Source organism: Pseudomonadota bacterium, from assembly GCA_018817425.1.
Taxonomy (GTDB): Bacteria; Desulfobacterota; Desulfobacteria; order Desulfobacterales; family RPRI01; genus RPRI01.
Genome location: JAHITX010000093.1, coordinates 78,764 through 94,282 on the forward strand (window position 1 = coordinate 78,764; position 15,519 = coordinate 94,282).

13 protein-coding genes and 2 pseudogenes are annotated in these 15,519 nt (G+C 39.9%); 5 read left to right on the plus strand and 10 right to left on the minus strand.

The features are described from left to right. Positions 1 to 207: 207 nt before the first annotated feature. Positions 208 to 1,668, minus strand: coding sequence for a catalase (locus KKC46_16080; GenBank protein ID MBU1055320.1), 1,461 nt, complete (start codon positions 1,666 to 1,668; stop codon positions 208 to 210). Positions 1,669 to 1,811: 143 nt separating this feature from the next. Continuing rightward, positions 1,812 to 2,273, minus strand: coding sequence for a transcriptional repressor (locus KKC46_16085; GenBank protein ID MBU1055321.1), 462 nt, complete (start codon positions 2,271 to 2,273; stop codon positions 1,812 to 1,814). A 651-nt stretch (positions 2,274 to 2,924) separates the two neighbouring features. On the opposite strand from KKC46_16085, the gene KKC46_16090 reads away from it, so the two are divergent. Beyond that, positions 2,925 to 3,632 (plus strand): hypothetical protein, encoded by a 708-nt coding sequence (locus KKC46_16090; protein ID MBU1055322.1) that lies wholly within the window; start codon positions 2,925 to 2,927, stop codon positions 3,630 to 3,632. A 157-nt stretch (positions 3,633 to 3,789) separates the two neighbouring features. Here KKC46_16090 and KKC46_16095 read toward each other — a convergent pair whose 3' ends face one another. Together KKC46_16095 and KKC46_16100 are read right to left on the minus strand one after the other, a co-directional pair. Next, on the minus strand, positions 3,790 to 5,202 hold the full coding sequence (locus KKC46_16095; GenBank protein ID MBU1055323.1) for an FAD-dependent oxidoreductase: 1,413 nt from the start codon (positions 5,200 to 5,202) through the stop codon (positions 3,790 to 3,792). A gap of 28 nt (positions 5,203 to 5,230) precedes the next feature. Further along, on the minus strand, positions 5,231 to 5,911 hold the full coding sequence (locus KKC46_16100; GenBank protein ID MBU1055324.1) for a TVP38/TMEM64 family protein: 681 nt from the start codon (positions 5,909 to 5,911) through the stop codon (positions 5,231 to 5,233). Positions 5,912 to 6,410: 499 nt separating this feature from the next. Between KKC46_16100 and KKC46_16105 the strand changes: the two genes are divergently transcribed. From KKC46_16105 to KKC46_16115, 3 genes and pseudogenes are all read left to right on the plus strand, one after another. Continuing rightward, complete coding sequence (locus KKC46_16105; GenBank protein ID MBU1055325.1) at positions 6,411 to 6,728, plus strand: hypothetical protein; 318 nt, start codon at positions 6,411 to 6,413, stop codon at positions 6,726 to 6,728. After that, on the plus strand, positions 6,728 to 7,078 hold the full coding sequence (gene tnpB / locus KKC46_16110; protein ID MBU1055326.1) for an IS66 family insertion sequence element accessory protein TnpB: 351 nt from the start codon (positions 6,728 to 6,730) through the stop codon (positions 7,076 to 7,078). Before KKC46_16105 ends, tnpB begins: the two co-directional genes overlap by 1 nt. A 55-nt stretch (positions 7,079 to 7,133) precedes the next feature. Next, positions 7,134 to 7,974, plus strand: a pseudogene (locus KKC46_16115) (transposase). 332 nt (positions 7,975 to 8,306) lie between these two features. On the opposite strand, the gene KKC46_16120 reads toward KKC46_16115, so the two are convergent. The 5 genes from KKC46_16120 to KKC46_16140 form a co-directional block, all read right to left on the minus strand. Continuing rightward, complete coding sequence (locus KKC46_16120; GenBank protein ID MBU1055327.1) at positions 8,307 to 8,483, minus strand: 4Fe-4S binding protein; 177 nt, start codon at positions 8,481 to 8,483, stop codon at positions 8,307 to 8,309. Between the two features lie 12 nt (positions 8,484 to 8,495). Next, the gene (locus KKC46_16125; GenBank protein MBU1055328.1) at positions 8,496 to 10,073 is read right to left on the minus strand and encodes an NAD(P)/FAD-dependent oxidoreductase; all 1,578 of its coding nucleotides are present in this window, start codon (positions 10,071 to 10,073) and stop codon (positions 8,496 to 8,498) included. Between the two features lie 21 nt (positions 10,074 to 10,094). Then, positions 10,095 to 10,328 carry a hypothetical protein gene (locus tag KKC46_16130; protein ID MBU1055329.1) on the minus strand — a complete coding sequence of 78 codons (234 nt, stop codon included), beginning with the start codon at positions 10,326 to 10,328 and terminating at the stop codon, positions 10,095 to 10,097. 35 nt (positions 10,329 to 10,363) lie between these two features. Continuing rightward, on the minus strand, positions 10,364 to 11,935 hold the full coding sequence (locus KKC46_16135) for an NAD(P)/FAD-dependent oxidoreductase (GenBank protein MBU1055330.1): 1,572 nt from the start codon (positions 11,933 to 11,935) through the stop codon (positions 10,364 to 10,366). A gap of 86 nt (positions 11,936 to 12,021) precedes the next feature. Continuing rightward, on the minus strand, positions 12,022 to 13,248 hold the full coding sequence (locus KKC46_16140) for a hypothetical protein (GenBank protein ID MBU1055331.1): 1,227 nt from the start codon (positions 13,246 to 13,248) through the stop codon (positions 12,022 to 12,024). Positions 13,249 to 13,526: 278 nt separating this feature from the next. On the opposite strand from KKC46_16140, the gene KKC46_16145 reads away from it, so the two are divergent. Beyond that, positions 13,527 to 15,050 (plus strand): sigma-54 dependent transcriptional regulator, encoded by a 1,524-nt coding sequence (locus KKC46_16145; GenBank protein ID MBU1055332.1) that lies wholly within the window; start codon positions 13,527 to 13,529, stop codon positions 15,048 to 15,050. Between the two features lie 54 nt (positions 15,051 to 15,104). Here the strand turns inward: KKC46_16145 and KKC46_16150 are convergent. Continuing rightward, a pseudogene (locus KKC46_16150) lies at positions 15,105 to 15,389 on the minus strand (hypothetical protein). Positions 15,390 to 15,519: the final 130 nt, after the last annotated feature.

The window sequence follows — 15,519 nt, forward strand, 5'->3', positions numbered from 1 at the left end:
GAGGTAACTTTAAAAAAAAGCACAGAAGCTTATTCGTGAAGATAAGCAATTATCAGCAGCCTCGAAGTCAATGTTTGAAATTCTGATACTGATAATTATCTACGCAATTAGAAGATTCCAGGCTGTAAGTAGCCGGGAATCTATGCTTTACTTTGTGCGGCTTGAAATTGGGAATCTTTTCCAGCTATGTAAAACCCCGCTATAAGTTTATTTCGGGATTTTGCTCAGTGGAATGCCAAGCGCCTGGGCTACCCCTTTGCCATAAGCAGGATCGGCTTTCAGGCAGTTTCCGATATGCCGAATTTTGATTTCTATAGGCGCATCACCCATGGCACTTGCTGTGTTTCCAAAAAGCGCCTTTTTTTGTTTAGCATTCATAAGGCGAAACAACTTGCCGGGCTGACTGTAATAATCATCATCTTCCCGATGATTCCAATGATCTGCTGCGCCTTCTATACTAAGAGGAGGTTCGGAAAAATCAGGCTGTTCCTGCCACTCGCCGTAGCTGTTGGGTTCATAAGCCAATGTGCTTCCATGATTGCCGTCAACACGCATCAAACCATCCCGATGATAGCTATGAACCGGGCAACGTGGAGCATTTACCGGAATCATATTATGATTTACACCGAGCCTATAACGTTGGGCATCAGCATAAGAAAAAAGCCTTCCCTGAAGCATCTTGTCAGGCGAAAAGCCTATACCAGGCACTACACTTGCCGGATTGAAGGCTGATTGTTCAACTTCCGCAAAATAATTTTCAGGATTACGATTTAATTCCATAACCCCAACCTCAATAAGCGGATAGTCCTTATGAAACCAAACCTTTGTCAGATCAAAAGGATTATATGGACAGGTAGTCGCTTCCTCTTCTGGCATAATCTGGACAAACATAGTCCATTTAGGAAAGTCTTTTTTTTCTATACTCTCATATAAATCCCGCTGGTTGCTTTCCCTGCATTTGCCGATTGTTTTAGCAGCTTCTTCGTTGGTAATATTACGAATTTCCTGCTGGGTTCTAAAATGAAACTTAACCCAGAACCGTTTGTTTTTAGCATTGATAAAACTGAATGTGTGGCTGCCAAAGCCATGCATATGGCGGTAAGAATATGGAATGCCACGGTCGCTCATAACAATTGTGACTTGATGCAAAGCTTCCGGCAGGGATGTCCAGAAATCCCAGTTGTTACCCGAGCTGCGCATATTAGTTCGCGGATCGCGCTTTACTGCATGGTTGAGATCGGGGAACTTTAAAGGATCACGCAGAAAAAAAACTGGCGTATTATTGCCAACCAGGTCCCAATTCCCTTCTTCGGTATAAAACTTAAGAGCAAAACCACGGATGTCTCGTTCTGCATCGGCAGCGCCACGTTCACCGGCAACTGTAGAAAACCGAGAAAACATCTCAGTCTTTTTCCCTACCTTGGAAAATATTTTTGCTTTGGTATACTGGGTTATATTATGTGTTACTGTAAAAGTGCCATATGCACCGGAACCCTTGGCATGCATACGGCGTTCCGGGATAACTTCGCGGTCAAAATGAGCTAGTTTTTCTAAAAACCAGACATCCTGGAGCAACTGTGGTCCGCGTGGCCCGGCAGTTATTACATTCTGATTATCGACAACGGGTGCGCCTACGGCAGTGGTAAGTTTCTTTTTACCCTTTTTCATTGTGAATCCTCCTTTCTTTCTTTCTTTCTTTCTTTTTGTTTTGGTAATAACAACCATCTATGGTTTTTAAAGTAATAAATATTATCATTTTAATATACAAAAAATTGTTTTCAACTTTAATTCAAAAAACCGTGCAAAATAGTTTACTCCTTTTTCTGACAGTCAGGACAAAAGCCATAAAAGTCCAGCCGGTGCGAATCTATTTTATATCCTGTTTTCTTAGCCATTTCCCTGCTGAATTCATCAAGAGTTGAGAGCTCCAGATCCATTATATTTTTGCATTTTGTGCAAATCATATGAGGGTGAGGATATGGTCTGCTGCCATCGTATCTGTTGTTGCTGTCATGAAAACCAAGTTCCGAAACCTCTCCCTGTTCTTTAAGCATAGCAACTGTTTTATAAACAGTTGCTATGCTCGTAGTCGGAAACCTGGCCTTAACTCCTTCATGAATTTGATCAACACCCGGATGGTCTTTGCTTGCAGCTAAAATGCTTAGTACTGCATATCTCTGTGGTGTAATACGAAAATTTCTGAATTTAAGCTTTTCAAGCATCTCGCTTAAACGCTTTTTAGGATCTTTCGAATTATCAGTATATTTACTCATAATATTTCTCAAATTATAAACATTATTTACAAATAACTATTATTATCTACTAATCATTATTTATTAGTTGTAAATTAACTTGTCAAGGTTAATTTACACTCCTTGATCAATGTTTATCTTATTGAATATTGATGCTTATTCCCTCGGATACAAGTAAAGCCGGAGTCGTTGTACAAAGATTAATTATATCTAATTTTGAAGATTTTAGGAATTATTGCAAAATTACTTCTTGATAATATTCTTTGCATCTGATAAATAAGTTTAAAACTTCAGTTACACGGTAATAATCTAAAACCTATTATGAAACTTAGCCTAATATATGTCCCACTTAATAGCTATATCTATTCAGATTTTAGTATATGACCTTAAATATTAATCTGAAAATATAATTTAACGAAGGGCCCTTATCCTATAAAGATATCCAAAATAATATTTGTCTGCTACCAAGTTACCATAGTTTTATAATTTAATAGTGTTACTCACTTTATTTGTTTTGGTGCTTTACTATTTTAGGTTTTTAGTTGATTATTATATAAAGTGGTACAATACTTTGGCATTGGATCAGGTTCATTACTAATTACAAAATATTGTATAAAACTCATAATGCTTATTATTTTTTTTATTTAAAATCAGGAAAAACGAAAGATATTTATGGCCATAGAAAAATCTCAATCCGTTAGGAAACAAGGGCTTTATAGACATTGGGCAGCCACATTGATCTGGCTCATGCTATTAGGTATTGTTAATACTGCATACCTTACTTATCATCACCATTATATCAATATCTTACAACCTACTACCAAAAGTTTCTGTGCAATTAATGAAACCTTTGACTGTGATAAGATCGCTAAAAGCGATGAGTCTCGATTTATGGGCATACCCGTGGCAACGCTAGGCTTGTTTGCACATCTATTCGTATTAGCATTTTTGCTAAATGCTCATTTATTCCGCATAAAAGCCTTAAAGGCGGCATATACATATATATTTCTTGTGCTTGTTCTTATGGTACTGTTCTGTGTTTATGAAGCTATTATATCATTCGTGGTGCTTAAAGCTATTTGCATTATGTGTTCAGCATTATATATTATTGATGCTATAAACCTGTATGTATGCATATATATTCTTAAAAAAAATGATGTTTTGATCCTGAAAGAATTTTTTGGAAAAACCTCTCCATTATTATCCTGGAATGTTTTAAAAACATGGTTTGCAGCTATGCTAACTTCAGTTATTTTTGCAGCTTCCGCTTCATTTTTATTTGATTTCAGCCTGCAAAAGAAGTTCACTAATATGCAAAATAAGCAAATTATGGAGCAGATGATAAACGATAATATGCCTCAAGATACGAACAAAGATTAATGACTGAATAATTCCAAACACAAAACTACTGTCGGCAAAAACATCATAATCAAATTGATTTTGATCAAGAAAAGACGTGATAAGAATTTCCGTATCACCGGAAGGCAGTTCAACCCGGATGGGTCGAACTTATATCCGTCGTATCGAGGCCCTTTTTTTATATCAGCATCTTTATAATTTTTTTCATCCAGGGTTTCAAAGATTGTTTAGCAATATTTCTGGATGCCAGAGCATAAATTTCGGATTCGGTAGGGTAGGGGATGATCATATTCATAAAATATGTAGCCTTTACCTTTTGTTTTATTGCCATAGACGAAAGTCCAATCATTTCACCTGCTTTTTTGCTTACAATAGTGGTTCCGATAATACGCTTTTTTTTATCCATTATAATTTTTATGAATCCTTGCGTATCATCTTCCGTTTTTGCCCTGTCGATCTCAGAAAGGTTTTCAAGTAAAATATCTCCCAGCAATCCTTTTTCTCTTGCCATATCTTCAGTATAACCTGCATGGGCTACTTCCGGCATTGCATAAGTTACCCAGGGTACAGTGGAATAATCAACCTTTGCAGGAAATTTAAATATAATGTTTCTAAGAATAATTCCCGCCTGGTATCCGGCCATATGTGTAAACTGGAAAGGTCCGCAGATATCCCCGCAGGCATATATTGAAGGTACGTTGGATTGCTGGCGCTCATTTGTTATTATATAGCCTCTCTTATCGGTAGCAATTCCGGCAGCAGCAAGGCCAAGACCGTTTGTAACAGCCGCCCTTCCAAGTGCAACAAGAAGAGTGTCAAAAGCTATGTCTATATCTTTTCCATCTTTATTGATGCGCACAAAAGTTGATTCACCATTTTGTATAATTTCCACAATCTTTGCGCCCAGGTAAAACTCCATACCTTCTAAACGCATGATTTTTTCCATCAAAGGGCCAACTTCGTGATCATCTTTCATGAAAAGCTTTGGAGCCATGTCGATAACTGTTACTTCGGAGCCAAGATGACGAAATCCCTGTCCGAGCTCAAGCCCAATAGGGCCTCCGCCCAGTATCACAAGTTTTTTCGGTAAATAATCAAGAGAAAAGATATTGCGGTTTGTATAGTGCTTTGTTTCTTTAAGCCCTTTAATTGGCGGAACTATTGCTTCGGAACCCGTTGCGATAACAATGTACTTTGCGTTTAATTCTCTTTCTCCGACTTGTATACTGTGTGTTCCGGTAATCTGAGCCTGGCCGGATATTATATCAACGCCAAGGCTTGTAAACCTTTGGGCAGAATCATGGGGTTCAATTTCTCTGATCACGCTGTGTACTCTTTGCATAAGGGCTTTCATATCGACTCCTTCGAAAGAAGCTCTTATTCCGTATTTTGCACAATGCTTGATTTCTGCCGCCTGATGGGCGCAGCGCAAAAATGCTTTTGAAGGAACACAGCCGTTGTTTAAGCATTCCCCACCCATTTTATCGCGCTCTATAAGCACAACTTTTGCTCCAAGTCCGGCAGCTCCGGCAGCTGTGGATAGACCGGCGCTTCCTCCTCCGATTACTGCAATTTGATAATCATGTTTCACGCAAGCCCCCTTAAATACAAATTTATAACTATTTGAGCATTTTGGATTTAATTTTTTCGTAAAACAAAGGAACCAGCATAAGCAGTCCCAGCATGGATAAAGCCAGCAATACCCGCCCAGACATTACGGATTTTACAGAATCAATTCCTGCAAGTTGTTTCCCTGCGTAAATAAAAACAAAAGTGCCGGGAAGCATACCGATCCAGCTTGTAAGTACGTAGGTTTTAAACTTTACCCTTGTTAGTCCAAGCACGAGATTGATTACAAAAAATGGAAATAATGGAACAAGCCTTAGAAACAAGATATAGCTAAAAGTATTTTTTTCAATACCTTCGCTGAATTTTACTAGATTAGTTTTGTACTTAGTTTCTATCCATTCACGAAACAGATACCTTGCACCAGCAAAAGAAAGAGCTGCTCCGGTAGTAGATGCGATTGAGACAACTGCGGTTCCGATATAAACGCCGAAAATAGCGCCGCCGGCAAGTGTCATAACGGCAGCCCCTGGAAGTGCTAAAGCTGTAACCAATATATAAATTGATGCATAGGCAGATATGACAAAAAGTTTGTGGGAATTGTAATAGTCGATAAATTCACTTAATCGGAGCTTAAGGTAGTCAAGAGAAAGATACTGCTGAAGCCCGGCCATGTAAAAAACAACTAGCATAATTACAATAAACAGGAGGATAAATATTTTACTTTTTTTCATCCGTATCCTTCACATATTTAAATCAATCATTGATTAGAGCCACTTTCAAAACGTTTCAGTTTGGTCAAGGTCAAGGCGGGTGAAAATTTTAACCGCAGGAATACATGGAGTATTTCGAGGATTATAATTTTCACCCAACACAGAGATCGGCCAAAAAGGGACGTTTTGGAACTGGCTCAATAGACTAAATGTGCTTAACCCAAAGTCCTGTTGGGGAGGAAACAGCTTAAATTCAGCTCAAGTGATGGGAAAAAGACAGCTTTTCCCGCTTTCAAAAAGAGTTAAATTCTTTCTTGTGAATTCAAGAAAGAAATTCAAACTACTTTTATGCTACAATAAAACAATAATAAACTCAATACAACTTAAATAGAAAAACAGGGTAACCGAATTTAGCTTTTTCTTAAAAATTTATTTGACTGTAAGCGCTTAATTAACCCCATCTTCACAAACCATTCAGATTATGTCATGATGCCTCCAAAATTCACAAGGAGGATTTAGCATGGCAGATGAGGTTATAAAAGACCAGATTAAAATAAAGCGTAGTCAATGGCGCAAGTATATCAAAGCATGGGAGGAGAGTGATCTGTCTCAGGCAAATTTTTGCAGACTTCACAATTTATCAATCAAATCTTTTTATTACTGGAAGAAAAAATATATTAAAGCACCGGTCTCAATTGTTCCTGTAAATTTGAAAGCTGATATTTTCAAACCATCTGCGGCAATATGCCTGACAGTCTATGATAAATACCGGATAGAGATTTGCAACGGATTTGAATCCGCTACGCTTATTAAACTGTTGCGGGTTTTAGAATCCTGATGATGTTTCCATCACATACTCAGGTATATCTTGCTCTTGGCAATACTGATATGCGTAAATCAATTAACGGACTTTCCATTCTTATTGAGGATTCGCTTGACCTTGATCCTTTTTCAGGGCACCTGTTTGTTTTTTGTAATCGCAGACGTGATATAATAAAGATACTCTACTGGGACAGAAATGGTTTTTGTATTTGGTACAAACGGCTTGAAAAACAAAAATTCATATGGCCGGAAGTAAAAGATGAAATTTTAAGGATTGGTCAAAGAGAACTAAACTGGCTTCTTGACGGATTAGAATTTCATCAGATTCGTGGGCATAAAAAACTTTCATATTCTACATTAATATAGCATTTTTTTAAAGAAAATACTTTATAAAGTCTTCCAGTTGTAGTATGTAAGCTTTATGGATTTGAGCACACAACAACTTCCGGACAGTATTGACGAACTTAAAGAAATCATTGTTTCAAAATCTAAAACGATTGATTTTTTTCAGCTTCGTATTCAATTTCTTGAAGAAAAAAATCGATATCTCAGATCAAAACTATTTGGCCGGAAATCAGAAAAACATATTGATATTGATGATACACAGCTTCAGTTGTTCGATGAATTGGAAGAAATTGTTGAGCAAGAACTTCCGGAAGAAGAAACAATTATTATTCCTTCACACAAAAGGAAAAAGACTGGCCGCAAGCCCTTACCCCAAAATCTTCCACGGGTCGATGTTATCCATGATTTAAGCGATGAAGAAAAAGTCTGTACCTGTGGCTGCGCAATGGATATGTGCAGACAGATGCGTATTCAGGCTATGATGCTCTTGGCCGGAAAGCCGGTATCATTCTTGTTGGATGCTGGACACACGTACGCAGAAAATTTGTAGAAGTTATCAATGCCCGCCAAAAGGTTTACTTGGACAAGCTATGAGTTATACTCTCAATCAATGGAGCAAGCTAATTGTTTATATAGAAGACGGCAGGCTGAAACCTGACAACAATCTTGCTGAAAACGCGATACGCCCGTTTGTTGTCGGCAGAAAGAACTGGCTGTTTTCAGGCCATCCAAGAGGAGCCAAAGCCAGTGCAATATATTTCAGCCTGATAGAAACAGCAAAAGCAAACGGATTGGAGCCGTATAGTTATTTACGATACATATTTAATTACCTGCCACTTGCCAAAACCACTGCTGACTATGAAAAACTGCTGCCCCAGAAAATTGACCAGAAAAAACTTATCGACTTTGCTCTGTGAGTGTAGTTAATTAAACGCTTACATTTGATTAACTTATTATTGTTTGGTTCATTTACAATCGAAAAAACCACTTTCGTCATTCCGGCGAAAGCCGGGCACGAAGTGAAGCTTTAGCGCTAACCAGTAATTTGATTGGGTTCTGGATACCGGATCAAGTCCGGCATGACGGCTTTGGGGTTTTTGCAAAACCATAATTATCATGTAAAAAATCTGTGGTATAAGCAGTGTTATATCATTATAGTGTTTGTTAAAATAATATTCCGATTAAATTTGTAATTGTTTGGTTATGGGTGCGTATGCGAACGGAACAGATTTATGGCAATTGCTATAAGTCAATCGTTGATACTTATAGCAACTACCGGGCAAAAATCCACACAATCACCGCAAATTGTACATTTATCAGCGTCACACTTTATTGCAGCATCTTCTCCCAGAAAAAGAGCTGATTCCGGACAGATATCTATGCAACCAGTGCACTTGATACATATTTTCATATCGATGAAAGTCATTGTTTGATTTTATTACTTTATAACATCGGAAAAATTTATTTTAAGGTCTGCCATAATTGTCTGAACGGTAGCCCTGCCTCCGCCGGTGATTGATCCTCCGGGATGGAAGGCCTGACCGCTCATATACAGACCCTCTATAGGAGTCCGGTATTGACCCAGCTCGGGTATGGGTCTGTGAGAAAAGAACTGATGAAGATAAGCACCGGGCCCAAGCACTGATCCGTTTACTATGTTTGGATTCATCCTTTCATAATCAATGGGAGAATATATAGTTCGTGCTATTATATTTTCAGGTCCCATATTGGTTGTATGTAACCTCATTTTATCAAGTACCATATCAGCGACTTGTGTTTTTATTTCATCCCATTTCCCAGGTCCGCCATCTTTAAGGTAATATGGCATGTAGTGCCATAAATACAGAGTATGCTTACCGGCCGGCGCGCGTGTCGGGTCAAACACCGTAGTACAGAAAACGCATGGAGCAAGATTTTCAGGTGAAGGAATCAAGCCGTATCTTAGTTCGTCAAATAAATGCCTTAAATTATCCAGCCAGCATAAAGGTTCTATGCTCATAGACTTACCTATATCTTTGCCCGCTTTCCATTTCGGTGCCTCGTTTAATGCTATATGCTGTAAGATAGCGGAAAATGGAATATCCTGAATTTCAGATAGCCGTTCAATCAGACCCTTGTCTGTTTCGGAAACCATATGAGGAAAGACCAGTCTCGGATCAATGTTTGCAACAATTGCACGACGGGCGCTTATCTCTTCTCCGGAAGCCAGAACCACCCCAGTTGCCCTGCCGCCTTTAACAGTAATCTTTTTTACTTCACTGGCAACTTTAATGGTACCTCCAAAGGCTTTTATGGCGCTTCCCATGGCTTCCGAAAGCATGCCTGAGCCTCCAACCGGTATCCCGTGAGGAAAATAATGACTTAAGGGTATAGCCACGTATAGATAAAAAGCAGTACCTTTATCTTCGGGAGCAACCATAGGTTCACTCATAAACTTTAAAAGTGAAACTCTTGTTTTCTCATGTTCAAATAACCTGGTTACAATATCGTAGCCACTCATGAACAGACGTTTGAAAATCTGTTGGCCCTCTGGGCTTCGATCAAGCTGGGCATAAAATTCACCAAGAGGCGCCGGCGGATTGAACATTCCTTCTACAAGCATATTGAGCATTGGTTTGCTTGCTTCACAGAAACTACGATAGGTATCGGCATCTTTTTCAGAAAACTGTGCAATTTGCTGACAGGTTCTGTCAAGATCCTCATAGCTGACCATAGAAGTTTCATCAGGAAATATGTAAGACATGCTTGAATCAGGAAAAATATACTTAAGCCCGTGTTTGGATAATAGTCCCAATTCATCATTAAGAAGAAGAGGGTTAGCATGAATAAGGCCATGTATCGAAGAAGAACGATCATGTTTAAAACCAGGCACAGTAAGTTCTCTGGTAATTGCCTCACCTCCTATAAAACCGGCTCGTTCCAGAACACAGACATTTAAGCCTGCTTTTGCAAGATATCCGGCAACAGTAAGACCATTATGTCCGGCACCTATTACAATTACATCGTATTCTCCCATTGTATCTTATCTCCTTTTTAGCTACTTTGATCTTTTAGACAACTTCCAACCCTTTATAACCATCATCGGAAGATAACTGATTATCGGCCAGGAAAGCATTTTTATCGCATTCCAGACTTCTTCAGGTTTGACATATATGGTTGACGGCATAGTACCCATTAGCGTACCTTTCATCACTATATCATCTCCTTTTCGTTTAAGAGAGGAAATGTCCATCATGACGTTTTTGTATGAATCATACATCTTCATGCCCATAGGTTGATCCTTTTCTTAAATGTTTTCTGCAATTCTTATGCAATTACATCATCAAATTCCATATCCAAATCCGCCATGATCATCTGTACAGTATTTCTTCCTGCTCCGGAAATGGCTCCGGCCGGATGGAAAGCATGTCCGGACCAATAGAGACCTTCAAAAGGCCCGCGCAATTGACCAAGCTCGGCTATTGGTCTGTGAGAAAACATCTGATTTAAAAAGACTCCCGGTCCGTCTATGGATGCATTGTAAAGATTCGGGTTCATTCTCACATAGTCCATAGGACTGTGCACCTTACGGAGAATTATATTTTCGGAATTCATATTGGTAGTATATTTTTGCATCTCATCAAGAATAAAATCGGCTACTTTTTCCTTAATTTCATCCCATTTTTCAGGCCCCCCGTCCTTTAGATTCCATGGTACATAATGTGAAAGATACATAACGTGCTTACCTTTCGGAGCACGTGTTGGATCATGATAACTTTGTACGCAAACAAGAGGCTGTATGGAAGTTGGTATTTCTCCATACCGTAAGGAATCATAACCACGCCTGAAGTCTTCCAACCATGGGAGCGGTTCTATGCTGTGGCCATTTAAGACTTCATCTCCGGCCTTAAACTTGGGAGCCTCGTTAAGTGCAAAATGGCTTATTAATACGGAAAAACTGGGATTTTTAATGCCTTGAACTTTGTGCAAAAAATCCGGTTCAACATCGCTTATCATTTGTGGAAATACAATCCTGGGATCAAGGTTGGCTACTATTGCTTTTCTTGCTTCTATCTCTTCTCCGGATGCCAGCACAACGCCTGTGGCTCTTCCGGACTTGATGGTTATTTTTTTGACCTCACTGTTTAATCTGACCTGACCTCCATGAGACTCTAGGCAACGAACCAGAGAATTTGAAAGCTCACCGGAACCACCTTCAGGTAAGCCCACAGGATAGTAGTGTAAAATAGGAAGAGATATGAATAGATTCATACCGGTCCCCTTTTCTTCAGGGCCGACAAGCGGTTCTGTAATCATTTTTGCCATGAAAAGCTTGGTTTTATCATGTTCGAACATATCGTCAATAACATCCCAGGCACTCATGAAAAAGCTGTTAAGCAGAGATTGTCCAAGCGGACTTGCGTCAAGCTGCGCAAAAAAAGGTCCAAGCGGAACAGGCGGTGAAAACATCCCCGGAATCAACATATCGATAATCTGCTTGCAATTCTTGATATACTGCCGGTAGACTTCAGCATCCTTTTCCGAAAACTTGGCAATAGACTGGCATGTCTTGTCAAGATCGGCATATAACATGATGTTCGTGTCATCGGGGTATATGTTTGCAACAGGCGCTTCCGGATAAATATATTTTAAACCGAATTTGGACATTAGCTTCAGCTCATCATGAACAATAAGCGGGTTATACTGTATCACGAAATGTCCTGTGCCACAACAGTCATGTTTAAAACCCGGTACTGTAATTTCCTTTGTATTAACAGCTCCTCCTGCGTAGTCGGCTCTTTCCACAACACAAACATCCATACCTGCCTTGGCCAGGTAGGCGCCTACAACAAGCCCGTTATGCCCTGCTCCAATTACAACCACATCATGTTTTGCCATTTTTGAATCTCCTTTCTGTTGTATAGATAGATATTTAAAAGGTATAAATTCTTATGTTCGGGGTTACCCGAATTTGGGTTGTGTTCTCAGAACTTTCCATATTCCTTGGCCGCTTTTATGGTGACGTCCATAAATTCAGGTGGTGTCCAATAATCAATGGGGCCGGCCCCCACATAGCCTTTTTTTGCATTCTTTAAAATGGAGCAGCGTTTCTTGTAATTCTCTTCGATTGCGGATGCCGGGCCTTTTACACTAAGTTCAGCCACCGGACTTGATCCGACCCGCAGATCATGCTCTTTGCAAAAATCAATTGCTCTTTCGTAGTTTTCTATACCTGCGACAATAACTGCATCAAAGCTATCCGGACCCAAAGCTCCGGCGTCCCAAAAGACTTGCAGCCATTCGTAGCATTTATCAAACACCATGCCGTGAACAAACGGTGCCGGGCCGGCAGCGGTCTGCACAGCCTTGCCGAGCCTTGCAAACTCGTCCGCAACCCACTCATAGCCTTTGGTGGGAAACATGCCTGTATTCTCAGGCAAGTCGGCCATATCCACTTTTCCTATTTCAAACAATGCCTTGCCCAGGCTGATCAGAAAATCAGTGCCCAGTTTTATGGTAGCTTTGATAAGATCGGGATTATTTCGCATCGCCCTTATGAATTCCTCGTACCCTAACATCGCATGCATCGCTAAATGCTCCGCTGACCCACAGCACTCCGCCTCAATAGGCAGTTTTCCGCTTAACTCGTATTTGTCGAATATCCGCCTGACCTCACGAAGAGTCCACAAAAGCTGAGGAAAAAGTCCGTACTTAGTGGGATCGGGTGCTTCCAGGCCTTCCATGTCCTCTATTGTCTTTATGGGCATTGGCATAAGAAATACCGGACTACCGTCTTCTATCATCATAGCGGGAGCACCGAACATATTCTCTCCGTAACTGAAGCCACCGATATGTAAATTGTCAGGATTGAAACGAGCAATGCAGGCAAGATGGGACAGTATTAATAGTTGGGGAAAAGAATAGGCATCTATAGCCTTTAAAGCTCCGGAAAATGCATCGTAGATCCTCATGGTATAAGTACTATAGAAATAGGCTTCCACGAACAAACGATCTCTATCGGCACCCTCACATGTGGCTTTGAAGCGCTCCATGGGTGTCATCTCTTCCTGGCTGATGTTCTTATGGATTTTTTCGCAATAGCGCTCTATCAGGCGCTCCTCTTCGGGTCTCCACTCCATTTCCCCAAGTTCATCAAGGGTCTTGCCGTAATATGGACCTGCATTTTTCATTTCTCCAATTTTAACTGACATTTTACATCCCCCTTTTTGCAAATAGTGACATCTTTGGTTTTCTTGCCGGTGATCATATTTGTATTGTATAGCTTATATCATGCCAATAATATTATAACAAAAAATAATAAGTAGTTAGATAGTATTCAAAGTTGCAATTATTAAATATATTATATTTAATGCGTTATTTAGAATAATTATTGCGCTATTTGGCAATTTATAATATTGATGTGCCAAATATAGCATTTATCCCAAAACCTGAATTAATACAGGCATTATGAATTGGAAATATACTAAAAATGAAGATTAACGAAAAAGAGTTTTTTCATCAGGTTACTATTCGTATCTGCGGCAGTCTTGAGATCGATCATAGCTTGAGAAACTGCTTTGAGTATCTGAAGGATTATATTCCCTTAGAAGAAATTTGGATGGGGTTACTTGATAAAGAGTTTAAAAACATACGAGCCATTGCTCATACCGATACTGCCGGAACAAAAACAATGGACACGATCATTCCTTTGCCGCGTATTCTTAGCGACAAGCAGCAGAAGCAGGGTCTTACGCCGAAAAAAGTTATGATTTTAAATCACATGGCTGCGCATCGCTTATCAGATGACGTTGCCTTTCCCAAATCTTCGGTAATGATCTTTCCCTTGCTGCCGGAGGGTGACAGGATGGGAGTTTTGGTTTTAAGGGCAGGGGGGCAAAACCGCTATTTGAATACACATGCAAGATTGTTGTCGATGCTACATGATCCGTTTGTTGTGGCCATGTCTAACAACTTAAGGCATGAAGAAGTTATAAAACTCAAAGATATGCTGGCAGACGATAACCGCTATCTGTCCCGGGAATTGCGCCAACTGGCCGGAGACGAAATTGTAGGTGCTCAAACAGGCTTAAAGAATGTTATGGATATGGTGCAGCAAGTAGCGCCAAGAGACAACCCTGTATTGCTTTTAGGGGAAACCGGAGTAGGAAAGGAAGTAATTGCAAATGCCATTCATTATGCTTCTCCACGTAAAAACGGACCCTTCATTAAAGTAAACAGCGGCGCCATCCCGGAAGGCCTGATAGACAGCGAACTCTTCGGGCATGAAAAAGGAGCTTTTACAGGTGCGGTTTCTAAAAAAAGAGGACGTTTTGAACGGGCGCATGGAGGAACAATATTTTTGGATGAAATCGGGGATCTTCCCATGCAGGCGCAGGTACGTTTACTAAGAGTGCTACAGCAAAAGGAAATGGAGCGTGTTGGCGGAACCGAAACAATAGCCGTGGATGTCAGGATAATTACCGCCACTCACCGCAACCTGGAACAATTAATGGTAAACAATAAATTCCGCGAGGACCTTTGGTACAGGCTGAATGTCTTTCCTATAATTATTCCTCCTTTGAGGCAGCGAAAATCAGATATTCCGCTACTTATTGAACATTTTTTGAAACGTAAATCAAGAGAGCTGAATTTTCGCAGTATTCCTCAGATTGTACCGGGCGCTGTTGAACGGATGATGGATTATCCCTGGAAGGGAAACGTGCGTGAACTTGAAAATGTGGTGGAAAGGGCTCTGATCCAATATAATGGCGGTTTGCTGAATTTTGATCATTTTGTTTTTCCACAGGTTGAGAATATATCAACCAATGATAATGAAGGCGGCAAAATACTCAGCCTGGACGAGATATGCACCCGTCATATTAAAACCGCGCTTGAAGCAACCCACGGCAGAATCAGCGGCCCGTATGGTGCAGCTAAGCTTCTTGGCGTACTTCCCAGTACCTTGAGAGGAAAAATGAACAAGCTGGGAATCATGTATGGACGAAAGAAATAAAGCAGCACAAATCCTGATCGATAAAAAGGGGCCTATAATTCAAGTATTCAAACCTTATAAGTCTTGTAGTAGGGCAAATTTATTGTCTATGAATTTTATTACCTGCTCCGGGGTGTAGTCCAGACATACAATCGGTTTTTTCTCAAGTTGCATGTTCCCGTTTACCAGTTTAACAGTAATATTACACAGCCAGTTTTTATTATCCCTTTTGTCAAAATCCGACCGGTAATGCTGACCCCTTGTTTCCGTTCTCATCAATGCCGCACGGCACATGGCTTCGACTACATCAATCATATTGTAATTTTCAATGGCTTCTTTCCATTCCGTATTAACCCGACTTTCGCATAAAAATAATAAGCGTTATTATCTTAAAGGTTTACAAAGTAAGGCACTACAACTAACCCCTAAAGTTTTTTCATGCGATAGTTTTTGTTATTATTAAATTTTTATAATCAACATTCAATTTTTG